This window comes from Roseobacter sp. N2S (assembly GCF_031454055.1).
Classification (GTDB): domain Bacteria; phylum Pseudomonadota; class Alphaproteobacteria; order Rhodobacterales; family Rhodobacteraceae; genus Amylibacter.
In genome coordinates, this window is record NZ_JAVDQB010000002.1 from 88,049 (window position 1) to 113,179 (window position 25,131).

24 protein-coding genes and 1 pseudogene are annotated in these 25,131 nt (G+C 54.1%); 9 read left to right on the forward strand and 16 right to left on the reverse strand.

Going from position 1 to position 25,131, the window contains the following annotated elements:
• Positions 1-80 precede the first annotated feature (80 nt).
• On the reverse strand, positions 81-1,919 hold the full coding sequence (locus GGE09_RS06405; RefSeq protein WP_309745062.1) for an ABC transporter ATP-binding protein/permease: 1,839 nt from the start codon (positions 1,917-1,919) through the stop codon (positions 81-83).
• Between the two features lie 66 nt (positions 1,920-1,985).
• Positions 1,986-3,188, reverse strand: a complete 1,203-nt coding sequence (locus GGE09_RS06410; protein WP_309745064.1) for a LysM peptidoglycan-binding domain-containing protein — start codon at positions 3,186-3,188, stop codon at positions 1,986-1,988.
• A gap of 101 nt (positions 3,189-3,289) precedes the next feature.
• On the opposite strand from GGE09_RS06410, the gene GGE09_RS06415 reads away from it, so the two are divergent.
• The gene (locus tag GGE09_RS06415) at positions 3,290-3,850 is read left to right on the forward strand and encodes a TIGR00730 family Rossman fold protein (protein WP_309745066.1); all 561 of its coding nucleotides are present in this window, start codon (positions 3,290-3,292) and stop codon (positions 3,848-3,850) included.
• Positions 3,851-4,113: 263 nt separating this feature from the next.
• Here GGE09_RS06415 and GGE09_RS06420 read toward each other — a convergent pair whose 3' ends face one another.
• From GGE09_RS06420 to yajC, 8 genes are all read right to left on the reverse strand, one after another.
• Positions 4,114-4,854 carry a murein L,D-transpeptidase family protein gene (locus tag GGE09_RS06420; protein WP_309745069.1) on the reverse strand — a complete coding sequence of 247 codons (741 nt, stop codon included), beginning with the start codon at positions 4,852-4,854 and terminating at the stop codon, positions 4,114-4,116.
• Positions 4,855-5,270: 416 nt separating this feature from the next.
• On the reverse strand, positions 5,271-5,879 hold the full coding sequence (locus tag GGE09_RS06425) for a superoxide dismutase (RefSeq protein WP_309745071.1): 609 nt from the start codon (positions 5,877-5,879) through the stop codon (positions 5,271-5,273).
• A 113-nt stretch (positions 5,880-5,992) separates the two neighbouring features.
• Entirely contained in the window at positions 5,993-6,451 is a 459-nt protein-coding gene (locus GGE09_RS06430) for a hypothetical protein (protein ID WP_309745073.1), read from the reverse strand.
• A 51-nt stretch (positions 6,452-6,502) separates the two neighbouring features.
• Positions 6,503-6,856, reverse strand: coding sequence for an Mth938-like domain-containing protein (locus tag GGE09_RS06435; RefSeq protein ID WP_309745075.1), 354 nt, complete (start codon positions 6,854-6,856; stop codon positions 6,503-6,505).
• A gap of 58 nt (positions 6,857-6,914) precedes the next feature.
• Positions 6,915-7,640: a sulfite exporter TauE/SafE family protein gene (locus GGE09_RS06440; protein WP_309745077.1), complete on the reverse strand. Its 726-nt coding sequence runs from the start codon at positions 7,638-7,640 to the stop codon at positions 6,915-6,917.
• A 27-nt stretch (positions 7,641-7,667) separates the two neighbouring features.
• The gene (gene secF / locus GGE09_RS06445) at positions 7,668-8,633 is read right to left on the reverse strand and encodes a protein translocase subunit SecF (protein ID WP_309745079.1); all 966 of its coding nucleotides are present in this window, start codon (positions 8,631-8,633) and stop codon (positions 7,668-7,670) included.
• Between the two features lie 13 nt (positions 8,634-8,646).
• Positions 8,647-10,311: a protein translocase subunit SecD gene (gene secD / locus GGE09_RS06450; protein WP_309745081.1), complete on the reverse strand. Its 1,665-nt coding sequence runs from the start codon at positions 10,309-10,311 to the stop codon at positions 8,647-8,649.
• A 57-nt stretch (positions 10,312-10,368) separates the two neighbouring features.
• Positions 10,369-10,689: a preprotein translocase subunit YajC gene (yajC, locus tag GGE09_RS06455; protein WP_309745083.1), complete on the reverse strand. Its 321-nt coding sequence runs from the start codon at positions 10,687-10,689 to the stop codon at positions 10,369-10,371.
• Between the two features lie 373 nt (positions 10,690-11,062).
• Here yajC and GGE09_RS06460 point away from each other — a divergent pair, with 373 nt between their 5' ends.
• Positions 11,063-12,409: a pentapeptide repeat-containing protein gene (locus GGE09_RS06460; RefSeq protein ID WP_309745085.1), complete on the forward strand. Its 1,347-nt coding sequence runs from the start codon at positions 11,063-11,065 to the stop codon at positions 12,407-12,409.
• On the opposite strand, the gene GGE09_RS06465 is transcribed toward GGE09_RS06460, so the two are convergent.
• Together GGE09_RS06465 and GGE09_RS06470 are read right to left on the reverse strand one after the other, a co-directional pair.
• On the reverse strand, positions 12,406-12,912 hold the full coding sequence (locus GGE09_RS06465; RefSeq protein ID WP_309745087.1) for a hypothetical protein: 507 nt from the start codon (positions 12,910-12,912) through the stop codon (positions 12,406-12,408). The genes GGE09_RS06460 and GGE09_RS06465 overlap by 4 nt on opposite strands.
• Positions 12,913-12,940: 28 nt before the next feature.
• Positions 12,941-13,240 (reverse strand): hypothetical protein, encoded by a 300-nt coding sequence (locus GGE09_RS06470; protein ID WP_309745089.1) that lies wholly within the window; start codon positions 13,238-13,240, stop codon positions 12,941-12,943.
• Positions 13,241-13,365: 125 nt separating this feature from the next.
• On the opposite strand from GGE09_RS06470, the gene GGE09_RS06475 reads away from it, so the two are divergent.
• The 3 genes from GGE09_RS06475 (at position 13,366) to GGE09_RS06485 (ending at position 17,778) form a co-directional block, all read left to right on the forward strand.
• Positions 13,366-14,961: a pentapeptide repeat-containing protein gene (locus tag GGE09_RS06475; protein WP_309745091.1), complete on the forward strand. Its 1,596-nt coding sequence runs from the start codon at positions 13,366-13,368 to the stop codon at positions 14,959-14,961.
• A 66-nt stretch (positions 14,962-15,027) separates the two neighbouring features.
• Positions 15,028-16,320 (forward strand): serine--tRNA ligase, encoded by a 1,293-nt coding sequence (serS, locus tag GGE09_RS06480; protein ID WP_309745094.1) that lies wholly within the window; start codon positions 15,028-15,030, stop codon positions 16,318-16,320.
• 342 nt (positions 16,321-16,662) lie between these two features.
• On the forward strand, positions 16,663-17,778 hold the full coding sequence (locus GGE09_RS06485) for a Hint domain-containing protein (RefSeq protein ID WP_309745096.1): 1,116 nt from the start codon (positions 16,663-16,665) through the stop codon (positions 17,776-17,778).
• 130 nt (positions 17,779-17,908) lie between these two features.
• Here GGE09_RS06485 and GGE09_RS06490 read toward each other — a convergent pair whose 3' ends face one another.
• Genes GGE09_RS06490 through surE form a run of 3 tightly spaced genes read right to left on the reverse strand, consistent with a single transcriptional unit; the run spans position 17,909 to position 20,525 of the window.
• Positions 17,909-19,048 carry a peptidoglycan DD-metalloendopeptidase family protein gene (locus GGE09_RS06490; RefSeq protein WP_309745097.1) on the reverse strand — a complete coding sequence of 380 codons (1,140 nt, stop codon included), beginning with the start codon at positions 19,046-19,048 and terminating at the stop codon, positions 17,909-17,911.
• A gap of 56 nt (positions 19,049-19,104) precedes the next feature.
• Positions 19,105-19,746, reverse strand: a complete 642-nt coding sequence (locus GGE09_RS06495) for a protein-L-isoaspartate(D-aspartate) O-methyltransferase (protein ID WP_309745099.1) — start codon at positions 19,744-19,746, stop codon at positions 19,105-19,107.
• Positions 19,746-20,525: a 5'/3'-nucleotidase SurE gene (gene surE / locus GGE09_RS06500; RefSeq protein ID WP_309745102.1), complete on the reverse strand. Its 780-nt coding sequence runs from the start codon at positions 20,523-20,525 to the stop codon at positions 19,746-19,748. Before surE ends, GGE09_RS06495 begins: the two co-directional genes overlap by 1 nt.
• A 210-nt stretch (positions 20,526-20,735) precedes the next feature.
• On the opposite strand from surE, the gene GGE09_RS06505 reads away from it, so the two are divergent.
• Together GGE09_RS06505 and GGE09_RS06510 are read left to right on the forward strand one after the other, a co-directional pair.
• Positions 20,736-22,310 (forward strand): bifunctional metallophosphatase/5'-nucleotidase, encoded by a 1,575-nt coding sequence (locus GGE09_RS06505; RefSeq protein WP_309745104.1) that lies wholly within the window; start codon positions 20,736-20,738, stop codon positions 22,308-22,310.
• On the forward strand, positions 22,310-22,798 hold the full coding sequence (locus GGE09_RS06510) for a hypothetical protein (protein WP_309745106.1): 489 nt from the start codon (positions 22,310-22,312) through the stop codon (positions 22,796-22,798). Before GGE09_RS06505 ends, GGE09_RS06510 begins: the two co-directional genes overlap by 1 nt.
• Positions 22,799-22,825: 27 nt before the next feature.
• Here GGE09_RS06510 and GGE09_RS06515 read toward each other — a convergent pair whose 3' ends face one another.
• Complete coding sequence (locus GGE09_RS06515; protein WP_309745108.1) at positions 22,826-23,113, reverse strand: cupin domain-containing protein; 288 nt, start codon at positions 23,111-23,113, stop codon at positions 22,826-22,828.
• Between the two features lie 133 nt (positions 23,114-23,246).
• Between GGE09_RS06515 and GGE09_RS06520 the strand changes: the two are divergent.
• Together GGE09_RS06520 and sucC are read left to right on the forward strand one after the other, a co-directional pair.
• Positions 23,247-23,638, forward strand: a pseudogene (locus tag GGE09_RS06520) (carboxymuconolactone decarboxylase family protein).
• 257 nt (positions 23,639-23,895) lie between these two features.
• Positions 23,896-25,089, forward strand: coding sequence for an ADP-forming succinate--CoA ligase subunit beta (sucC, locus tag GGE09_RS06525; protein ID WP_309745110.1), 1,194 nt, complete (start codon positions 23,896-23,898; stop codon positions 25,087-25,089).
• Positions 25,090-25,131: the final 42 nt, after the last annotated feature.

Consider the following 25,131-nt stretch of genomic DNA (forward strand, 5'->3'; position numbering starts at 1 on the left):
TTGAAAAATATCCCCGCCGGAGGCTCTTCCCCTTTGCCCTTAGCTGCAAAGGGGAAGTCCGGTTCCGATCAATGGCTCATTCAAGCAACGTCAACGTCTTCATCCTGTTCAGACAATTGCCGTTGCCACATGCTGAAATAGCGCCCGCCAAGGGTAACGAGTTCGTCATGTGTGCCCTGTTCCACAACAACGCCTTTTTCCAACACCACAATCCGATCCGCATCCACAACCGTAGACAAACGGTGCGCGATGGTGATGACCGAACGTCCCTGCCCCATAGCGCGCAAACTGTCTTGTATGTCCCGCTCGGTTTCAGTGTCCAAGGCGGATGTGGCCTCATCCAACAAAAGGATCGGTGGGTTCTTCAGCAAGGTGCGCGCGATGCCCACCCGTTGCTTTTCGCCGCCCGACAGCTTCAGCCCGCGTTCGCCAACTGCAGTGTCATAACCTTCGTGCAGGCTTTCCACAAAGTCATGGATCTTTGCCGCTTTCGCCGCGGCAATCACGTCTTCACGGGTCGCGCCTTCGCGTCCGTATGCGATGTTATAGCCGATGGTGTCATTGAACAGCACGGTGTCTTGAGGCACGATCCCCAGCGCATCATGCAGGCTGTCTTGGGTGATGTCGCGAATATCCTGCCCGTCGATTTTGATCGCTCCGCCGTTCACATCATAAAACCGGAACAACAGCCGCCCGATAGTGGATTTCCCCGACCCCGAAGGCCCAACCACAGCCACGGTCTGTCCGGGCTTCACTTCAAGATCCAGCGACTGAAGAATTTGCCGTTCGCTACCATAGCCAAAATCGACCCCTTCAAACCGGATCGAACCTCCTGACACAGCCAGTTTCTTCGCACCCGGCTTGTCATTCACTTCTGACGGTTGCTCTAACAGGTCGAACATCTCGCCCATGTCCACCAGCGCTTGACGGATTTCGCGGTAGACTGAACCAAGGAAGTTCAACGGCATAGTGATCTGGATCATATAAGCGTTGACCATGACGAAATCGCCCACGGTCATTTGGCCCTTTTGCACCCCGATCGCCGCCATCACCATGACAATCACCAGACCGGTGGTGATAAACACCGACTGGCCAAAGTTCAGAAACGCCAAGGAATAGTTGGTTTTCAGCGCCGCGGATTCATAGCGCTTCATGCTGGAGTCATAACGGGCAGCTTCGCGCTTTTCCGCGCCGAAGTATTTAACGGTTTCAAAGTTCAGCAGACTGTCGATAGCCTTTTGGTTTGCATCCGTGTCCTGATCGTTCATTTCCTTGCGAATTTGCACCCGCCATTCGGTCACTTTCAGAGTGAACCAGATATACAGCCAGATGGTCACCACAACCACGGCCAGATACCAGATATCAAACACATAAAACAGAATGCCGCCGATCAGCAGCAATTCCAGCACCAAAGGCCCGATGGAGAACAGCAGGAAGCGCAGCAGGAAATCAACGCCCTTCACACCCCGTTCGATAATCCGGCTTAACCCGCCGGTTTTACGGGTGATGTGATAACGCAAAGACAGCGCGTGCATGTGTTCAAAGGTTTCCAGCGCCAGCTTGCGCAGGGCCCGCTGGCCCACACGGGCAAAAACCGCATCGCGCAGCTGGTTGAACCCCACAGACAACAGCCGCAAAGTACCATAGGCGATGGTAAGCCCCACAGCCCCCATAGCCAGCAACATGGCTGGCGGGGCCTCGTTTGCTACAGGGGCCAACGCGTCCACAGCCGCCTTGTAATAGAACGGCGTAGACACGGAAATCAGCCGCGCCAGCACCAGCACAATAAGCGAGACAACCACGCGGATTTTAACCTCGGGTTTATCAGCGGGCCAAAGATAGGGCGTGACTTTACGGATCGTCCGCATCCCGCTTTTACGGTCAATGTCGGCGGTGGCGGTCGTTGTGGATTTTCGCATGGGGAGCCTTTTGTTGAAGCCCACTAGATAGTTCGCACCCAAGGGATTGACCAGAGCGCGATCCCCTTATTTTGGCAGATCAAACACCTGCCCGGGGTAAATCAGGTCCGCATTGCGAATACGATCCCGATTAGCATGGAATATCTGCACGTATTGCACCCCGTCGCCGTAAGTGTCTTGCGCCAGCGCCCATAACGTATGCCCTGGCTGCACAACCACAGTGCTTTTGTCAGGCGCATTTTGCGCCGCTTGCGCCAGTTCCGCAGGTGCTTCGCGTTTGAACGGGCTTTCAACGCGCGACAGCACTGCACCGGTTTCACTGATCTGATCCACCCGCAGCGTGTAGACCCCTTGATCTATCGCAGGCAGCACCACGCGCCAGTTGCCGTCATCTGGCACAGCTTCGGTTTCAACCGGCTGGTTGTTCACATAGACCCGCACGAATTTATCGCCCCCGCCGCGCCCTGCCAGAACCACCGCGCCGCCCTGATCATAAGAAATCGCCTCAAGGCTTAAAGGATGGGTTGCGACATCGGTCAGGCTTTGGGTCGCAGGTGCTGTGTCCGAGGCTGTCGGACTGGCGGGCTGATTGGCAGGCTGGCTGGCTTGCAGCACAGACGCCCCTTGTGCATCCGCCAGAACAATGGTCGGCGTGGCCTCAACCGCATCCAGTTGCGGCGGCACCACAAGGACAGTCTGGGCCGAAGTCAGCGCAGCGCTATCCCCTTCGTGCAATTGGGTCAGACCCATGGTTTGCGGCACTTCCCCTGCGGGGAGTTGAACAAGGGCAACAAAAGAACCGTTTTGATCCGCCCGCACCGTTTCCAGCGGGGCCGCGCCAAAGGTGACCTGCACCTCGGATAAAGGTTCGGCTTTGCCTGCGATCACGGCGGAACCACTGCTATCGACACGCACCAGATCAAAGCTGGGGCCTTTATCTTTAACAGGGACACTCGGCGCTGCTGGCGCGATTTTTGTGGTTGTGGCAGATGTGTCTACTGCGCCCATTTCAGGGGTATCAGCTTTGGGGGCTTCGGGAGATGCGGCTTGCGGTTCAACCGCTGCAATTTGTGTTGCATCAGGTGTTGCTGCTGGCGTCGCTTCTGACACAGGTACTGGCGCGTCAAGCACACCACTTTGTAACACAGCTTCGGTTTGGTCCACTGGCAAAGGATCACGGCTAAGCATCCCCCCCCCGATCACAACTAAAAGCGTTGCACCAGCGGCGGCGATCTGGATCGGAACAGAAATGGAAAGCGACTTGAACATCAGGTTTGGCTTCTTGAGCAGCGTTTTGCCGTTTCACAGGCGTAGGACCGTGATACACTAATCCCATCCAATCGCAAAATACCAATCACAAAGAGTCCCCAATGCCACAAAACCCCCAAACCCTCTCCGTCTGCGTCTTCTGTGGTTCTCGATTTGGCACGGACCCCGCCTATAAAACCGCGGCTGACAATCTTGGAGCGGCGCTTGCGGGCGCGCAGATGCGTTTGGTTTACGGCGCGGGCGATGTGGGGCTGATGGGAGCCGTGGCCAACGCCACCCAGACCGCTGGCGGAGAAACCTTCGGCGTCATCCCCACCCACCTGCTGGCCCGCGAAGTGGGTAAGCGCGATCTGTCCAGTTTCATCGTGACCGAGACCATGCATGAACGCAAAAAGGTGATGTTCATGAACGCCGATATTATCGTCACCCTGCCCGGTGGTGCGGGATCACTGGATGAATTCTTTGAAGTCCTGACCTGGGCGCAACTGGGCCTGCACCAAAAGCCCTTATACCTGCTGAACATATCGGATTTTTGGACACCGCTGATCACCCTGATCGACCACCAAATCCAAAACGGCTTTGCAGACCCATCCCTGCGCGGCCTGTTCCGCGTTATGGACAGCGTCGAGGCTTTGATGTCTGAGATTACACCCGCGGCCTAAAACAGCCCCAAAAATACCCATCACAAACACAAAAAGGCGCGGCTGATTTTGACGGGGGCGTTTTCGATCTGAAGGTCATAGGTTTGCGAAGGAACTGGTTAAGGCTTTATGGCTGAGCTGTGGTCTTTTTGGAGAACCGATCAACAAACGGTGGTTTTGAAGAGGTGGTAAATGGCGGCTCCGAGCCCGTTTTGACCGATGCTGCGGGCGCACAAATGTCAACTTTGTGGAAACGGCACGCTCACTGTGCGGCGACAGCAGCCTTAACCTGATTCAAAAGCATATGCGTTATCCGACACCAAGATACGCGGCGGAACACGCAAACTTTCAAAAATATCATACCCGGCTTTCAAATTTTGCCAGTATTCGTACCATTCGTTTGCCTGCTCAGCTGTCAGCCTCTCATTGGTCATTCGAAAGGGAAATGCATGTACGGCTACGCTTTCTTGTCCTCTGGATAGCGCGGCTTCGATTATAAGGTAGATTTCCTCAATCCCTGCGTCGGTCATGGCGTAACAACCGATCGAAACGCAGTCGCCATGTACCATTAAAAAACTACCGGTTCTTTGGTTGGCCTGATCGTAGGCATTCGGAAATCCAAGATTGAAAGACAGGTGGTAGCTGCTGTTTGGGTTCATCGCTGCAAGATCAATCATATAGAAGCCTTCTGGAGACTGGCGGTCTCCTTCTTTGAGCTTCGGCCCGAGGCCTCCGGAAAAATTGCAGATATTATAACTTCTGAACAGCTCAAAGCTTGGTCCTGTTCGCAGCCAGACTTCTAACTCGCGTTCTTCCTTAAATATGCGAATGAAAGCCGCCTGCCCGAGTTCCATTCCCGCTGCGGCTAAATCGGTTTTTAGAGTTGGTTCGACACGTTGGCGTACTTCAGAAAGGTCAGCCGGTGAGCTGGTTACATACCAGTAAGCCTTCTGAAGAAACGGAATGGACGCGACTATCACCGCAGCTGTAGCTGAATAGGTCAGCCAGCGCTTCAGTTTGCTCATTTGCCTACCTCAGTTTCAGAACCTGTCATTTCACGAGAGCGTAGCAGGAGTGACATTCTCGCACCAGAGCAGACCTTGGCGCAGCCGCAGCGAAAGCAGACTTTGTCCGCATTGCCGACCTTGGAGACCCGCCAAAAACGATCTTTTTCGGCACCGCTGCAAGGCACCTCTTTTGATTCTGCCACACCCCCCGTTCAAAACCCGTGAAGGTGTTGCAGGGGGGTGGCCAGCTCATAGTAGCAGACATCCGTGCATCAGGCAGCATCCTACGATCTGGGCGCGATCCAGTTACTCGCGGCAGATACTTGCGTTATCCAAATGAACAACCGACGGTCAGAAACTTCACCGTCGATGCCCAAGTAAAAAGGCCCCGCTGTTTCCAACGGGGCCTTTTTTTGAATTCTAACAGTCCGCGCTTAGGCTTTGGACAGGCGTTCCGCGACGTTTTCCCAGTTTACCAGATTGTCCAGGAAGTTGGTCAGATACGCAGGGCGTTTGTTGCGGAAGTCGATGTAATAGGAGTGTTCCCAAACATCACAGCACAGCAACGCGGTTTGGCCGAAGCACAGCGGGTTCACGCCGTTTTCGGTTTTGGTGATTTTCAGCGCGCCGTCTTTGTCTACTACCAGCCAAGCCCAGCCTGACCCGAATTGACCCGCGCCAGCCGCGCCGAATTCGGATTTGAATGTGTCCACAGACCCGAAGGCATCCACGATGCGGGTTTCCAGCTCGGATGGCATGGCGCGGCCTGACGGGCCCATCATTTCCCAGAACTGGTTGTGGTTCCACAATTGGCTGATGTTGTTGAAGATACCATTTTGCGCAACAGACTTAGAATCGTATGTGCCGGTGATGATGTCCTCAAGGGATTTTCCGGCCCATTCGGTGCCTTCGATCAGCTTGTTGCCGTTATCCACATAGGCTTTGTGGTGCAGGTCGTGGTGATATTCCAAGGTTTCCTTGGACATGCCGCCCGCTGCCAAAGCATCGTGGGCATAGGGTAGATCGGGAAGTTCAAAAGCCATTTTTTTTCCTCTTGCTGTGGTATTCATGCTGGCCCAAACCGCCAGCCTTGGGGTGACTATATATCGGTTAACGCTCCAGTTAAAAGCCGTGATTTCTAAAACTGTAGTGCGGGTTACGGGCCGATCAACTGCTCCAGCGGGCCATCGCTTACTTTGCAGGCACCACGGGCGGAAAACGGATCATTCACGCCAGATGGATACGCCCGCAGCATGATCATATTGCCGCCACGCAGCAAAGTGGCGCTGTATTCGATCGGCAAAGCGCCGTTCGCCGAAAGATCACGGCCCTGCTTGGCTTTATCATTGCGGTAGGGATCGGTTTTCCAGCGCAATGCGACACGTACAGAATTATCTGTTTGCACTTTCGCCCTCGCCATTTCCCCCTTTGAAGAAAAGGTTATCGGATCATAGGTGCGGGCTGTGGTTTGCCCTTCAACCAGTTCAAACACCAGTCGGTCAGGCAGCCAGCCGCTGTTGCGTTTGTCTTTCAAAGCACAACTAAAAGTCTGCGCTGCAACAGCAGTTCCAAGGAAAGTCGCAATCAAACAGGGGATAAGCAAAGTCTTGTTCATACACGCTAACCTAGAGCAGCGGTGCAGGATGCCAAGCCCTAACTGCGGTGATCAAACCGGAAGCACTGCTAGCGCGACACGCCGCCCCTCGGACAGCAGGATGTTATAGGTGCGGCAGGCACTTGGGCTGGACATGACCTCGGCACCGATGTCTGCCTGCTCCAAGGCTTCGCGCAGAGAAGTTGGCAAAGGCGCGATATCAGGGCCAGTGCCGATAAAAAGAATATCCAGTTGATCCTTTAGCGCCAGAAGCGATTCAAAATCGTCAAAACCGCTCCAGTTGGAAATCCCAGAGGCGCTGAGCAGCAACGGGCCTGTGCGCGGTTCATCCAACACCCGAAAAAAGCCCGGACCATAGGCATCCACGGGAGGCTGATCATCAAAGGTTACTTCTGTCAGTTGCATGGTGTGTCTCCTTTATTCGGGTCATGTCTTGACGTTTTGGGTGCGGTCGGATGCAATCCTAGTTCGCCCAAAACGGCAGGCCCATTATCGCGGATAAGGTGATCACAATAAAGGCCACCGCGCGGTATTGCTTTTCTTTCGCAGGATCAAACAGCGCAGCCCCAAGGGCCGTTCCCGCCATATAGGGCAGCAAAGCCATCAAACCAATCAGGAACGGGGTCAATTGCAAGACGCCTTGCAGGGCAAGCACCGGAAAAATCGTAATATCCGCGATCAGCAGATATAGAATCAGATTGGCGCGCACGGTTTCAGGCGGCAGGCGGCTGGCCATGTATAAGACCATAACCGGCGGGCCGGGCAATCCGGCGACACCGCCCAAGAATCCACCGATCCCCCCTGTCACGGCAATCAAAGGCTTGGTCAAAACACCCCGATAGCGCAGACCTGACAGCAGTAAAGCAACACAGGCCAGCGTGCCAAAAGACACCACATAGCGGTAGGTCTCCCCTTCCATGCGGACCAGAAAATAAAGACCAACGGGCAGCATTACCAGCAAACCCAGCCCCATCAGCAGAATGTCGCGGGGGTGACCTTTGCGCAGGGCACTTGGCACCAATGGCAAAGGGCCAAAAATATCCATGGTCAGCAAAGACACCAAGGCGGTTACCGGGCTGACAATGGCCCCTGCAAACGGCAGATAGACCATAGCCGTGCCAAAACCGGTAAAGCCGCGCACGATGCCCGCCAGCCCAGCCCCAAGCAACAGCCACCACAAACCGGGCATAGCCCAAACCTGTGCCAGCGCACTCACTTAGGCGTCGATATTGGCGAACTGGTTGCCCGACGTTTTGGTCGGTTTTGAAGTATCGCGGGTTACATCCAGACGCAGCAGAATGGTCGAGGCGATAAACACCGAAGAATACGTCCCGACGATAATGCCCCAGATCATTGCAAACACAAAGCCACGGATCACATCGCCGCCCAGCACGAACAGCGCGAACAGCGCGATCAATGTGGTCAGCGAGGTCATAACCGTCCGGCTGAGAGTTTCATTGATCGACAGGTTCAGAACCTCTTTTAACGGGGTGGTTTTGAACTTGCGCAGATTTTCCCGCACACGGTCAAACACAACCACCGTATCGTTCAGCGAATAGCCCACAATGGTCAGCAGGGCCGCGATAATGGCCAAATCGAACTTGATTTGCAGCAGGCTGAACACACCGATGGTCAAGGTCACGTCATGGACAAGCGCAATCACCGCCCCCACCGAAAACTGCCACTCGAACCGCAGCCAAATATAGAACAGCACCGCCAGAACCGACAGAACCACCGCTTCAACCGCAGTCCAGACCAATTCGCCCGAAACTTTAGGCCCGACGCTTTCGACAGACGGAAACGTCATGGTGCTATCTGCTGCGTTCAGCGCGGCTTTCACCTCTGTGATGGTGTCATTTGTGATCGCCTGATCGCCGTCCTGCGCCTGAATGCGGATCTGTGCCACATGCAGATCGGGTCGGGTCGGGTCGGTCACCTCGGTGATGGAAATATCGCCCAAACCCAGCGGGGACAGCGCATCACGGTAAGCGCCGATATCCACGGCCACTTCGCTGTCCGTGCGAATGGTCGTGCCGCCCTTAAAGTCGATGCCGTAGTTCAGCCCCACCGAAAGGAACAGCACAACCGAGGCGATCATTGCCAAAACCGACGCCCCGAAGGTGAAGAATTTCAACCGAAAGAAATCAATCTTTGTGTCGTCAGGAACCAGTCTTAAACGCATGTCTCTTGCTCCTTCATACTTCGATTGTTTTGGGGCGGCGACGTTCCATCCACATGGAAATCATCAAACGAGTCACCCAGATGGCCGTGAAGACCGATGTGATAATACCCAGACCCAGCGTGATCGCAAAGCCCCGCACCGGCCCCGAGCCCATGACAAACAGGATCACAGCGGCAATCAGCGTGGTGATATTGGCGTCCACAATGGCGGAAAAGGCGCGTTCATAGCCCAGCTCAATGGCGCGAGCCGGACCTTTGGCCGATTTCAGCTCTTCGCGGATCCGTTCAAACACCAGCACATTGGCATCCACCGCCATGCCGATAGTCAGAACGATCCCCGCAATACCCGGCAGGGTCAGCGTGGCCCCGATCAGACTTAGCAGACCAAAGATCAAGGCGACGTTGATAATCAGTGCGATATTGGCAAAGACCCCGAACAGACCATAGCTGAGGAACATAAAGATCAGCACAGCCGCAAAGGCGACGAAACAGGCAATACGACCCGCATCAATACTGTCTTGGCCCAGTTCCGGCCCGATGGTGCGTTCTTCAAGGTAGGTCACTTTGGCAGGCAAAGCCCCTGCCCGCAACTGGATCGACAGTTTGGCAGTTTCTTCAACCGAGAACCGACCCGTGATAATGCCAGACCCACCCGGAATATGGCTGCGGATTGTCGGCGCGGAAACAACGCTGTTATCCAAGACAATCGCAAAAGGCGTGCCGATGTTATTGGCAGTATATTCGCCAAAAATACGCCCGCCCGATGGGTTAAGACGAAAGCTGACCGCCGCTTGGTTGTTCTGATCAAACGCCGCCTGAGCATCCACCAGCTGATCGCCAGTGATTACAGGGGTTTTTTCAAGAATATAGTAAACCCCAGGCTCATCCGCGGCAGGTAGCAGGATTTGACGGGATTGCACTCGGGCGTCTTTATCGCCAGTGCGGCCGACAACAGCATGGAAGGTCAGTTTGGCCGTGGTCCCAATCAGGTCTTTCAACTCTTCAGCAGACCCGATTCCGGGAACCTGGATCAACACCCGATCCGTGCCCTGACGTTGGATCGTCGGCTCACGGGTGCCAGCTTCATCCACACGGCGGCGGATAATTTCCAGCGTTTGTTCCATAGTGCGTTGATCTGTCGACAGTTTTTCAGCCTCGGACAGGGAAACGATGACATCCGCCCCTGTTGAGGTAACTTCAATATCCGTGTGTCCCGCACTTGTCAGCGATACAACCGGCCGCGCCAGAGCCCGCACGGCAGCAACCGCTTCGGCGATGGCTTCGGGTTTGGAAATCCGCACATGCAATTCGTCCACTGGCCCGCCTTCGCGGCGGATTGTGCCAATTACATCGCGCTTTTCGCGCAAGGCATCGCGCACGGACGGCCAGAGATCATCCATACGCGCGGAATAAACCTCGTCCAGATGTACCTCGGCCAGCAAATGCGCGCCGCCCCGCAAATCAAGCCCCAGATTAACCAGAGAGGATGGCAGGAACGACGGCCATTGTTTGGATTTCGCCAGCAATTCCGGCGTTTCCTCTGCTCCGGCCAGCAAAGCCGCCGAAGCATCGTTATATTCTTCGACCTGCGCATACCGCAGGTTCGGACTTGCCAGAAGAATCCCAAGGACACAGGCGCCCCAGATCAACAGTTTTTTCCAAAGCGAGAATTGAAGCATGCTCTGCCCTTGTCTTCTTACGGCTTACAACACGTCTTTTCGTGCTGTGCGTCGAATTTATGTTGTTGGTTCTGTTTTGCTCAGAACGGTCTGGATTGTGGACTGCACAACGCGCACTTTTACGCCTGTGGCCAGCTCAACCTCGACTTCATTGTCTTCTTTAACTTTCGTCACTTTGCCGATCAATCCGCCAGCGGTAACGATTTGGTCACCCTTACGCAGAGCATCAACCATAGCGCGGTGTTCTTTCAGCTTTTTCTGCTGAGGACGGATCATCAAGAAATACATGATGCCGAAAATCAGAATCAATGGCACAAAGCCACCAATTCCACCTAAACCACCACCCATAGCCTGTGCATAAGCAGGACTTGCAAACATATCTTTATCCTTTGTGACGGGCAGCCGTTTCAGCCGCCGAATTTCCGCGTGAAACCTAGTGCCTCAGATGGGGGATAGCAAGGCCGCTGACAAGGGCTAAAGCAGCGACAAAATGGATCGAATCGACGAAAACCCGAACAGGCGGTACGGAATAGGCATTAAATATCACTAAACCGCCGCCCTGTTTCCCTGACAAGGCAAATCCAGCAACCGCTGGTTACACCGTTTCGCCTCGGGAAACTGTATCGGTGTTTTCCTGTGAAATTGGGTGCGTTTCCCCGTCAAAACGATTGATAATGCTTAAAATTCGGCGCAGGCTAAGGCCTGCTAATATTATAAAAATTTACATTGCTACCTGTCGAGGGGACAGTTCATGGAAACAACCGATGCTGGGCTGGTCTTTGATCTGCCACCGTTTACCATTCCCACATCCCTGACACCTGAATCGGTTCCTTGGGTTGTGGCTGCGGTAATTCTGTTGCTGATTGTGGCGCTACGCTACAAAATCTGGCGCGGTTGGCGGCAGCGGTTTAATTTATTTCGCCGCACGGAAAAGCCCCTGCTCAAAGCCATTGGCTGGATTTCCATTCTGGTTTCCCCCATTTGGATCGCACTGATCTTTCTGGTGTTCTTCTCAATCTGGATGCTGGCGATTTCTTTTGGCGAGTCTATCGGCGTTGAATCCATGCGCTGGCATGTGCTTGCTATTGTCGGCATGATCGCCGCGCTTGGCGGGCTGTTGTCCATGCCCCTTCTGATCATGAACGCCTTTCACGCCGAACGCCGCACTCGCGCCACAGAGGAAAGCTATCTGACCGACCGGATTTCCCAAGCGGTAGAAAAACTGGGGGCTGAACGGGTGGTCTGGCGCGACAACAAACAGTCGTCCGAACCCAATCTAGAGGTTCGGATGGGCGCGCTCTATTTGTTGGAACGCATCGCCAAAGACAGCCCGCGCGACCATGTGCCGATCACCGAAACCATCTGCGCCTATATCCGCGAAAACGCCAACCGCCCTTATATTGATCTGGACACAACAGCGCAAAATGAACTGGCAGCGGCCAAACGCTTGAAAATCAAGCGATCCGAACTGGATGCCAGCGACAAAGCCGCCTGCCTGACCTACGCGGTGCCCCGCGCCGATGTGCAAGCCGCCGCAACCATCATCGGGCGTCGGTCTTTGGATGCGCTAGAGGTGGAAATGGCGGAAAAATACGTGCTGGATTTGCGCGGCGTGCATCTGGATCGGATCGACTGGTCCAATGCCAAACTGGCCCATGCAATCCTAGATGGGGCCAGCCTGAACGGCGCGTCCTTATGTGTGACCAACCTGCGCGGGGCGCGACTGAAAGATGCCTCGCTCAATGGGGCCGACTTGTTCAAAGCCAACCTGACCGAGGCATGGTTGTCGGGTGCGCGCCTGTCCAATGCATGGCTCGACTGGGCGATATTGCACGGCTCGCAGTTGTCACTGGCGAAATTCCAGAACACTAATTTTTCGGCCACGGAATTGAACTATGCCGCCGTTAAAAACGCCGATTTCACCGATGCGAAACATTTGGATCAACAACAATTGGCGGAAACTGTAGGCGATGGGTCAACCATCCTGCCAGTTAATATACTAATGCCCCGTTCGGAAACATGGACCGATAAAGTGCTGCCGTCCGAAACTTTTTTCAGCCTGTGGCGCAATGTGAAAAAACAGGCAGGCCTGACTTAGTTCAACAACACCCGCAGGGTCTGCCCGCTGCGCAACGTGATCCGCTTGGCCACCGCGCCGCCTTCGGGCACATAGCTGCCCGGAACCGACCAAATCACCCGTGATTGCACATAATAGGTGCCGGGCGCGACGCCGGTGAATTCAAAATCCCCCTCTGCGTCGCACAACGCGATGCGGCGGTATTTCAGATAATCCGGCGGTACGCCTTTTGTGGTTACACCTTCAAACACCGTGATCCGCCCTCCCTCTGGCGCACCATAGATCTTGGTAAACCTTTCGCTGGCATAGGCGGTGGCGGGGAACAGGTTCACTTCTTCCCCCGCACAGGTCACAACACCGCCACCATTCTGGCGCATGAACGCCTGCCCTGACAATTTGGCAGAGCCGCCGCGCAACACATAAGCCGCCTCCCCCGCGTCGAATTTCGCGGTTATTTCCAGATCACGACCCATACAGCCCGATATTATTATGGCCAAACACAGCGCGGCACTTGAAAATCTCAAAGGTCAGCTCCTTCCTTATAGACCATCGTCAGCAGCGCAGGCTGGCACGGGTCAAAACCGTGTCTGATTTGGGATGGAGCGATTTAATCCTACACCCCGTGACGGTTTCAATCGCCGTGGCCCCGTCATCCAGCGCCCCTTTCAGCCCGCCAAAGGTCTGATTGTTCAACCGAACCGCCTGCGCCTGTTCGTCGTTGTAATAAACCAAAAACTCATTCTCCCCGACCCGCAGTTTTTGCGTTTTCTCATAAGAAAACCCAACCGTCGGCGTATCACATCCCGCAAAAGCCAGTACTACAAGAACGAATTTGAAAGGTTTGATCCACATTCCTCCATCTTGGCGCAAAACCAGTTAACGGACGGTTAACGAAAGCCAAGCCTCTAGTAGAACTGCTTGCACCCCAAGCCCCACCGCCTATGGTTGTGCCAAGGCTTTGCATTTAGGATATTTACATGGACACGATTGATACCCTGCTTGGGATTACTTCTGGCTTCCTGAACAATACAACGTTTCAAGCCATCCTTGCCCTGACTGCAGGTTTAGTGTTTGTCCTGCTGATCCTGATGCACCCCAGCACGGCTGGCACCCCCAAAGACAAAAAGATCGCGCTAAGGGACTGGCTTGGCCTGACAGGCAGCTTTGTCACCGAACGCTACCGCCCCATGGGCCGCGCGATCATGGTTGTGGCGGGCCTGATCTGCGGCATTCTGGTGGCATCTGGCGTGATGGCGATGATCGGGCTTTGGGCCGCACTTTGGTCTATCATTGACCCGACAGCCACCGAGAAAGCCGCAGGCGACAACGTCCGTGGCATCGCCTTTGCACTGGCGGCGATCTTTGGCCTGCCCTTTCTGGTCTGGCGGTCTGTTGTTACGCAGCAGCAGGCGAACATCAGTGAACAGGGGCAGATCACGGATCGGATCAGCAAAGCGGTGGAACAACTGGGGGCCATGCGGATCAAAAAAGAGTCCGACGGCACCGAGATGTTTTTACCAAATCTAGAAGTGCGCATCGGCGGGATTTACGCGCTGGAACGCATCGCCCAAGACAGCCTGCGCGACCATGTGCAGATCATGGAGATTTTATGTGCCTATGTGCGGGAAAATGCGCCTGCGAGTGGTGCGGTGGAGTTGCCCGCGGCACCTGAGTATCCGGAAGAACCAACTTATGGTATCCACAAGGCTTGGGAAAAGATGTTCCGTTCCTGGGAGGAAGAAATTAGGGGACTTCTGAACCGAGTAAGACCTCGAACAGACATCCAAGCTGTTCTCAAGGTTATTGGTCGCCGAAACGTTCGACAACAAGCACTAGAGCTTGAAGACACAAGACATCATTCCGAAGGATACAGGCTAGATTTACGCCATACCAACCTGCAAGGCGCAGACTTGCGGCGCCAACATTTTGAACGCGCTTTATTTTCCGAGACACGTTTGGAAAATGCAAACCTAAGTGGAACGGAATTAGGTGGTGCTTATCTAAAAGGTGCATTTTTAACGTTGGCACAATTTCATGAAGCTAAGATGAATGGTACAATTTTTCGAAATTCAACGCTACAATGCACCTTCTTCTTTAAAGCCCACCTAAAAAATGCAGTATTCACAAATACAAATCTGCAAGGTTCAGTATTCGCGCATGCAAATCTGCAAAATGCAAATCTTACACATACAAAAGGCCAAATCGGAAATTTCAAAAACGCTTGGCTACGAGGTGTAAAGTTTTTGCAAGCTGAGCTAGAAGGAGCCAACTTTATCGAAACACGACTTCAAGATTCAAGCTTTCTCGCTGCTCATCTGCAGTATGCGAAAATGTATGATGCAATTTTAAACGGCTCTACAGAATTTCAATTTAGTCATTGCTTACACCTAGCAGTAAAAGGCTCCGACTTCAGTGAGAATTTGGAAATATCGCCATTTCATATCGACCAGATGTTCGGCGACTCGACTACGAAACTCCCCCCGAATATCACACCACCGCCTTGGCACTCTGTCGAACTAAGCTGGGGCGAGTTCTACAAACAATGGGACACCTTAAAAAACAAACCCTCTTAACCTCAGCCACAGTTTCCTATATTCCGCCTTCATCACCGACTCCCAGCTTTGAAAGGCAATAGGAAGATGCATGACATTCGACTGATCCGTGACAACCCAGCAGGGTTTGATGCCGCATTGGCTAAACGTGGATTGGCGCCTCTGTCATCCCAAATCCTTGCCATTGATGAATCCCGTCGCACCAAGATCACTGCTTCGGAAACCGCCCTTGCGGATCGCAATGCGGCCAGCAAGTTGGTGGGCGCGGCCAAGGCCAAAGGCGATGAGGCGGAATTTGAACGCCTGCGCGCGCTGGTTGCGGATAAAAAGGCTGAAATCGCCACTTTGGAAGAAGAAGCCAAAGGCGAGGATCAGCGGTTGCAAGACCTGCTGGCCACGATCCCCAACCTGCCGTTTGATACTGTGCCTGTGGGCGCGGATGAATCTGAAAACGTGGAAATGCACAAATGGGGCACGCCCCGCACGCTTGATTTTCAGCCAGTGGAACATTTCGAACTGGCAGCGGTTCAGGGCGGCATGGATTTTGAATTGGCGGCGAAATTGTCGGGCTCTCGGTTCGTTGTGATGTCTGGCGCTGTGGCGCGGGTCCACCGTGCGCTGGCGCAGTTCATGATCGACACGCACACCACCGAAAACGGCCTGACCGAGGTGAACACCCCTGTTCTGGTGCGCGATGAGGCGATGATGGGCACGGGCCAGTTGCCAAAGTTTTCAGAGGACAGCTATCAGACTACAAACGGCTGGTGGCTGATCCCCACATCCGAAGTGACACTGACCAATCTGGTTGCAGGCGAAATGATGGACGAATCCACCCTGCCCCGTCGCTATACCGCGCACTCGCTGTGCTTCCGCTCAGAGGCTGGCTCTGCGGGGCGTGACACATCGGGCATGCTGCGCCAGCACCAGTTTGAAAAGGTGGAAATGGTCAGTGTGACCCGCCCCGAAGACAGCCTCGCCGAACTGGATCGTATGACCAAATGCGCAGAGGGTATTCTGGAACGGTTGGAACTGCCCTATCGCACGGTTATGCTGTGCACTGGCGACATCGGCTTTGGCGCACGTCAGACCCACGACATCGAGGTTTGGTTGCCCGGGCAAGACACCTACCGTGAAATCAGTTCCTGTTCGGTTTGCGGTGATTTCCAAGCCCGCCGCATGAACGCGCGGTTCCGCCGCAGCGGTGAAAAGAAGCCGGAATATGTACACACCCTGAACGGGTCAGGGCTGGCAGTCGGGCGCTGCTTGATTGCGGTTCTGGAAAACGGTCAACAGGCGGATGGGTCTGTGGACCTGCCAAAGGCACTGCATCCCTGGCTGGGCGGCAAAACCAAAATCGGCGCTGATGGTGTCATGGTTTAAAACGCCAAAACATACCCGTTGACTAATAAAGCCCTGCCTTATCTGGCGGGGCTTTTCAGTTTTTAGGGCATAAAGCCTCGCAAACCGCCAGATGAAACGCTGAAGGATTCAAAGCAGCCAGTTGATAAACGGATATTGTTCAAACTTGAAACAAGTTGCTCTGAAATTGACAGTTTCTTGAGCTCAGATTTCAGAAAACACCTTATTTTGGCCGCAAACTCACGACAAAAGGCCTCTAGCATGTGTTGGTCTGCTTCGACATATGCCCCAACTGTGCTTTGAAAGCACCGATATTGACAGACTTCACTGATGGTACAGCCTACCCGAAAGGAAATGCGTTAAATGCCTGCCTTTAGCATAGACAACGGTAATTCCACCACGTTTACAGATACGACGCCTGGTGACGGGCTGGTCATTGACTTTGGCTCACTCGACAACAGCCTTAACGTGCAGATTAACGGTGTTGATCTATTTGTTGGTGGGCCGGCAGGTGCCCCTAATGAACTTCAGTTCCAGACGAATGACACATCAGGTCAGACCGTACGATTTGCGGATGGTGACCTGTACGAAACCAATACGCCTGCGATTTGGCAGCTTGCAAACACAGGTTCAGACCCCGTGTTTCGGCTGGAAATAAAACCGGATGGCACGATCGCATTATATGGCGTGAAGGCGAATGATGGATCGCTTGAACCTCTCGAATTGTTTAACGGATTATCGGTAAACACAGCGGCGATTGATGCTGCTTGGAACGATAGTGGTACAAATAACATCACTTTGGGTCAGATCGAAACAGGGCCCACAAACGCAAGCGGTTCTTTTGAGGATGTACCCTGCTTTTCATCAGGCACCCTGATAGAAACCTTGCATGGCCCTGTGCCCGTTGAAAAATTAAAGGTCGGCGATAAGGTTCTAACCTATGATTGCGAGTATGAGCCAATTCGATGGATTGGCGTACGGCGCTTAAGTGGAGCACAACTTCAGGCAAACCCCAAGCTTAAACCCATTCTGGTACGTGCGAACGCATTGGGACAGGGCTATCCGATGCAGGATTTACGCGTATCGCCGCAGCACCGTATCCTTGTGTCTTCCAGAATTGCCATGCGGATATTTGGATCCAAGGACGTTTTGATCCCAGCACATAAGCTGCTTCCGCTCGCTGGCGTTGAGGTGGTTGATAACACCGCGCAGGGCGTGGACTATTGGCATATTTTGTTTGAAGATCACCAGATGGTCTGGTCCAACGGAACCCCGTCAGAAAGCCTGTTTGCAGGGCCAGAAGCACTCAAAGCCCTTTCGCCTCAGGCGCGTGAAGAAATCCAAATCCTGTTTCCGCAAATCTGCGAACCGGATTTCAATCCAGTTTCAGCCCGTCACATACCTGAAAAAGGCAAGTGGGTAAAAAATCTGGTGCAGCGCCATCAAGCGAATAACATGCCATTGTATTGCCAGCCGTAAGTGCATTCAACGATATACATCGGGCGCTAAGTCGACTCGCCCCCTACACAGCGAAATAAATAACCGACGGTGAGTCCCCTCACCGTCGGTACATTAATTCCATGAAATAACAGCCCGTTAGACCGTGATCTTAAAGGTATGGCGTTGGATCGACGCTTTCAGTGCCACGACGGATTTCAAAGTGAACGAAACCGGGAGATCCCCCCGCAACTTTGCCGATGGATTGCCCACGGCTGACGGTCTGGCCTTTGGACACGGACACATCAGACAGATTGGAATAGACCGTGTACAGATTGTCAGGATGGCGCACGAGCACAATTTTTGAATTCCCGCCTGCCGATGATACCAAGGCGACTTCACCGTTTTCAGCGGCTTTAACAGCAGTGCCTTTGTCTGCGGCAATATCAAGCCCCTCGTTTCCGCCCGCTTTGTTGGAATAGCCCCGCAAGATGTTGCCCGAAACGGGTTTCAACAATTTGCGCGAAGCCCCGGCCGGAGTGCGATCCTCTGCCAGATTAGGGCTTTCGGGAACTACCGCTTCGACCACAGGATCGGGCAGCGGTTCGACTGCACTTGGGGGGATCGGGGTTACGGACCCTGCCCCTGGTGCCGGTTCAGCCGCAATCGTTGCTTGGGCTTGCCGCGCCGGGGTGCCGTCTTCGACAACGGGGATCAACAGGCGTTGACCGTTGCGCAGGGCAAGGTCTTTGCCAAGCCCGTTCCAACTGGCCAGCGACGACACTGAAACACGGTAGAGTCGCGCGATGGAATAGGCGGTTTCGCCTTCTTCCACTACATGGCGGATCGGTTCGGGGCCTTTTTGCACCGCGACAACCTGTTTATCCCCTGCCCGCCCAATGGCGGTCGAGGCGATGGATTCCAGACTATTGGTGCTTGGGTTCGTCGATGTCGCAACAGAAGTTTCCAGCGGAATGACTGTGCCTTTGGGCAGGGCCAGAACTTCGCCAGAGCGGGGGATATAGTTTGGATCAAGCCCGTTATACCGCGCCAGCTCTGTGCCAGTCAGACCAATTCGCCCGGCCACATCATTCATAGTGTCGCCGCGCCGCGCCACGATCACTTGATAATGAGGATAAGAAATCAACCCGCGACTGTCGGGTTTGGGCCGAGGCGCCGAAGTGTTTGTCGCAACCGCTGTGGGTCGACGATCCAGCCGATCCCCAAGATTGCTCATATCCAGACCTGATTCACAGCCCGTCAGCAAAAAAACGCCGCCTGTCAGCAGAATTGCACTTTTCCGAAGTCCCATAACACCCTTCGCCATACCGATCACCTCAATCTTTTGCCCAATTTCAGGCTATTTTCTTAGGGATCTTGCGATACCCCTTCAACCAGTGGCACAAAGCGAACTGGCTCCAACTCTGTGTATTCAAAGCCGTTTTCCAGCTTTTCGACCTTGATCAGATGTTGCAGCGCGTCGGTTTGCCCCACGGGTAATACCATAATACCCCCGACACGCAATTGCGCCAAGAGATTTGCCGGAGGATCTTCTGCCGCAGCTGTTAAAAGGATGCGATCAAAGGGGGCTTGATCTGCCAAACCCTGCGATCCGTCCCCTGTCATCACGATCACATTGACCAGACGCAATTCATCCAGCAGACGCCGTGCTTCACGCGCCAGACTACGGTGGCGCTCGATTGTATAAACCCGCCGCGCCAGATGGGACAGCACAGCCGCCTGATAGCCCGATCCCGTGCCAATTTCGAGAACCTTGTCCCGCGGCCCTACATCCAGCGCCTTGGTCATTTTCCCCACGACCGAAGGCTGGCTGATGGTTTGACCGCTGCCAATGGGCAGCGCCATGTCTTCATAGGCACGGGGCTGGAAATGCCCCTGCACAAACAAATGACGGGGCACTTTTTCCATGGCGTTCAGGATTCGCGTATCCGTCACCCCTGCTGCCCGCAACGCGAACATATATTGCATCATGGATTGCGCATCGACCATCAGGCAAAGACCTCTTGCAGACGCGCCATAGAACTATGCGCTGTCAGATCCGCGCGCATCGGGGTGACAGAAACATAGTTCGCCAGATTGGCATGCACATCGCTGCCCGCTTCGGTGGGTTGGTCTTGGGGACCGCCCTGAATGAACAAAAAGCGGCGATTGTTGATGGTGTGCGGATCAATGGTGAATTCAGTGTCGGCCCGCCAACCTTGGGTCACGGCCTTAACGCCTTGGACCTGTGCGCCGGAACAGGGCGGGAAATTCACGTTGTAAAACAGCTCATAGGGGCCGTCATGCCAAGGCGCGTCATTCATCAGGCTGCGCACAACCTGCTCGCCGCTGGTACGGGCTGCTTCAAAAGGGTCCGCCAAGTCTCTGTTATCAGGGCCGAAATACTGGGACAGCGCAATGGATTTGACGCGGTGCATGGCCGCCTCGATAACCGCACCAACCGTGCCGGAATAAAGTGTGTTTTCAGCCGCGTTATTGCCCCGATTGACCCCTGACAGGATCAAATCCGGCGGGGTGTCTTTCATCACTTCGAACAGGCCCGCCAAAACACAGTCAGCAGGCGACCCATCCACCGCAAAGCGGCGGGGGCCAAGTTGCGTCAGCAACATCGGTTTGGTGAAAGAAATGCAATGCCCGACACCGGATTGTTCAAAAGCGGGCGCCACGGTCCAGACGTTTTCTTCACCTGCGATGGCACTGGCAATTTCGTGAATGACTTGTAAACCTTCGGCGGAAATTCCGTCATCATTTGTAATCATTATCCGCACGGCAGTCTGCTTTCGATCTTTATTGGTAAAATGTTCCCCTGTGTAGCTATCCCATGACGGGCTTCGTGAAAAGACGGAATTCGCCTATCGCTTAAGGGAAACCTTGACAGTGTCATGCCAAGTCGGAACACTCGGTTTTGTGTTTCCCCCGAGCCTGCCTGCGCGCGCCTGCGGCTTGGATGCAATTATGTCCCAAAGGAGCTGCCTTTCATGTCTGCTAAACTTCTCACAACTATTTCCGCCCTCGCGCTAAGTGCCTCTGCGGCGGCGGCGGATTATTCGCTAACAATTTTACACACAAACGATTTTCACGCGCGGTTTGAACCTGTCAGCAAATATGACAGCGGCTGCTCGGAAGAAGACAACACCGAAGGCAAGTGTTTTGGCGGATCGGCCCGTCTGGTCACCGCTATCGCCGAAGCGCGAGCGCGGTCGAACAATTCGATCCTTGTGGATGGAGGCGACCAGTTCCAGGGTTCGCTGTTTTACACCTATTACAAGGGCAAACTGGCCGCTGAAATGATGAATAAGGTCGGCTATGACGCGATGACCGTGGGCAACCACGAATTTGACGATGGCCCCGAAGTTTTGCGCGGCTTTATGGATGCGGTGAATTTCCCCGTTTTGCTGTCCAACGCGGATGTGTCTGGCGAAGAGATACTGAAAGACAAACTGGCCAAATCCACTGTGATTGAACGGGGTGGCGAAAAACTGGGCTTGATCGGGCTGACCCCACAAGACACAGACGAGTTGGCCAGCCCTGGACCGAATGTGATTTTCACCGATCCGGTGGGCGCGGTTCAAAGCGAAGTCGACAAGCTGACAGAAATGGGCGTGAACAAGATCATCGTTCTGTCCCATTCCGGTTACGGTGTGGATCAAAAGGTAGCGGCAGAAACCACTGGCGTGGATGTCATTGTGGGGGGGCACACCAACACATTGCTCAGCAACACAAACGAGCGGGCACAAGGCCCCTATCCTACCATGGTTGGCAATACAGCCATTGTGCAGGCCTACGCCTATGGCAAGTTTCTAGGCGAGTTGAACGTTACCTTCAATGACGCAGGTGAAATCACCAAAGCAGTGGGTGAGCCTGTTTCCATCGACGCCGCGGTCGCGGAAGATGCCGACACCAAAGCCCGCATCGCAGAAGCTGCCGTGCCGCTGGACGAAATCCGCAACAAAGTGGTGGCCGAAACCGCTGCGGCTGTTGAAGGCGACCGCACCGTCTGCCGCGTTGAAGAATGCAGCATGGGCAATCTGGTGGCTGACGCAATGTTGGACCGGGTCAAAGACCAAGGCATCACCATTGCCATTTCCAATTCAGGCGGCTTGCGTGCCTCTATTGACCAAGGCGAAGTGACAATGGGTGAAGTTCTGAGCGTGCTGCCGTTCCAAAATACCCTGTCGACCTTTCAAGTCAGCGGGCAAACCGTGATCGACGCGCTGGAAAATGGTGTCAGTCAAGTAGAAGAGGTCGCAGGCCGCTTCCCGCAAGTGGCAGGTTTGAAATACACATGGGATTCCTCCATTGCCGCAGGTGAAAAACGTGTGACCGAGGTTCTGGTGGCTAAAGACGGTGGCTTTGAACCGATTGATCCCGCAGCGACTTATGGGCTGGTGTCCAACAACTATGTGCGCGGCGGGGGCGATGGGTACAAAATGTTCCGTGATGCGGAAAATGCCTATGATTTCGGCCCGGACGTGGCGGATGTTCTTGCAGAATACCTCGCAAAATCAGGGGCGTATCAGCCCTACACCGATGGTCGGATCACCCGCAAATAATGCGCGGCACCGCCTCTAAAATTATCCTCAGTGCGGTTCTGTCCGCGCTGGGGAGTACCGGTCTGGCAGAGCAAAGCTGCTTTTCGCGCAGCTATTCACAGGCCCACCTTGCGGCCAATCCCAAACAAACCGTAAAAACCCTGTCGATCCGCTTTGAGGGGCCAGCCCATGACGGACCTTCGACGGGTGAATGGGGGGATGTGACGGTCTATTTCAAAGCGGACTCGCGTAAATTCACCCAGACGCTCTATTGTTCCACATACGCTGGCGCACGCCATTGTGGTGTGGAATGCGACGGAGGATCCGCCGCCTTACGCTGGACGAATGCAGATACTTTGCTGTTAAAAACCAGCGGGTTTATTGTGTCAGGCGGCTGTGACGGGACTGGCGAGATCACGCGGATGGTGAAGGATGCAGGCGCAGAGACTACAACCTTTCGCCTGAACCGCGCAGCCATGTCGGCCTGCCCGCCGCTAGACGCTCAATAGGGCTGAGTTTGACTTTAGCCCCTTGGATTATTTCAATTCAACCTCGACAAAACACATGGGCGTGTTGCCGTTGTTGATGACATTATGCTTCACACCTTCCATCCGACGATAGGCTGTGCCTGCGGGGACTGTGACCTCATTTCTCTCATCATCGGGGAGTTCCAGCAGCATGTGGCAATCTGTGATCGCGGTAATCACGTAATCGAAACCGTGTGTATGCCAACCGGTTTCTGCACCGGGCGCAAAGTCAAAGCGGGTGACACGGGTGCGGGCATCGTCAATCAGTTGGGTGGCTGTGGCTTGGGGGCGGGTCATCTGTTCCCTCCTTTGAGTATTTTAGGAACATTGAAGCAGGTGTTTTGCGAACAGGCAAGCCATTCAAAAAACCCGTTCACCCTGCCCTGTTGATCGCCTAAACTGACGGGAAGTACACTTAAAGGAGCAGGGTATGAGCAGCCGTTTTGATGAGGATCTCTTTCTAAAAGGGCTAGAGCAGCGCAAAGCCACTTTGGGCGCGGAATATGTCGAGAAAAACCTTGCAGCCGCGGATGAATTCACCCGCCCGTTTCAAGAGGCGATGACAGCCTGGTGTTGGGGGTTTGGCTGGGGGGATGATGTCATTCCGGCCAAAACACGGTCCATGATGAACCTGTCGATGATCGGCGCGCTGGGCAAGATGCATGAGTGGGAAATCCACTGCCGGGGGCCTTGAACAACGGCGTCACCGTCGAAGAAATCCGCGCGATCATTCATGTGATCGGGATTTATTGCGGTGTGCCGCAATCCTTGGAATGTTTCCGTGTCGCACGCAAAGTGTTGGAGGAAGAGGGGCTATTGTAAGCACAGGCTTTCGATTTGCTATTGCCCGCTGTTTCGGATCAAAGCCCGCACCGGCTTGTGCCTTATTTTCCAAAGGAAAATACTTGGCGAATCACACACGGATGAATTTTGATTTTATTTGTGATCACATAATTTTCGCGTGTGATCACAAAACCATCAAATTGCCGTGCAAACTGGAAAATTGTCGTTTTTCCCTTCTAACGGGGCGCTTAATGTGCGACCAAAAGGATGAATTATTCGCCTAGAGGACAGCTCGCATGAACATTCACGAATATCAAGCCAAGCAACTTTTGAAAGAATATGGGGCTCCGGTGTCGGACGGTCGTATCGTCTTGCGCGCCGAAGACGCCAAATCAGCCGCCGGAGAACTGGACGGACCGCTGTGGGTTGTCAAAGCCCAGATCCACGCTGGTGGACGCGGAAAAGGCTCTTTCACCGAAGCTGCTGCTGGCGATAAAGGCGGTGTGCGCCTGACCAAATCGGTTGAAGAAGCCGCCGAAGAAACGCGCAAAATGCTGGGGCGCACGTTGGTGACACACCAAACCGGCCCTGCTGGCAAACAAGTGAACCGCGTTTATATCGAAGACGGTTCTGGCATTGAAACCGAATTGTATCTGGCCCTGCTGGTCGATCGCGTCAGCAGCCGCGTGTCATTTGTAGCCTCGACCGAAGGCGGCATGGACATCGAAGAAGTTGCGGCAAACACCCCTGAAAAAATCGTGTCTTTTTCCGTTGATCCGGCATCTGGCCTGTCTTCGTTCCACGGCCGTCGCGTTGCCTTTGCTTTGGGTCTGAAAGGCCCGCAGGTCAAACAATGTGTGCAGTTGATCAGCAATCTTTACAAAATGTTCATCGAACGTGACATGGAGATGCTGGAAATCAATCCGCTGATCGTGACCGACAAGGGCGACTTGAAATGTTTGGACGCGAAAATGGGTTTCGACAGCAATGCGCTGTACCGCCAAAAGGCCATTCTGGACCTGCGCGACGAGACCGAAGAAGACCCCAAAGAACTGGCGGCCAGCAAGTTCGACCTGAACTACATCGCGCTGGATGGTGAAATCGGCTGTATGGTGAACGGTGCCGGTCTGGCGATGGCCACCATGGACATCATCAAACTTTACGGCGCGGAGCCTGCCAACTTCCTGGATGTTGGTGGCGGTGCGACCACTGAAAAAGTGACCGAAGCGTTCAAGATCATTACCTCTGATCCCAACGTCAAAGGCATTCTGGTGAACATCTTTGGCGGTATCATGCGCTGTGATGTGATCGCCGAAGGTGTGGTTGCGGCTGTGAAAGAAGTCGGCCTGCAAGTTCCGCTGGTTGTGCGTCTTGAAGGTACAAACGTGGCAGAAGGCAAAAAGATCATCAACGAAAGCGGTCTGGATGTGATCGCGGCGGATGATCTGGGCGATGCTGCACAGAAAATCGTAAAAGCCGTAAAGGGCTAATGCTTGGCGGGGGCTTTCCCCCGTTTCGCAAGACCGGCGGCG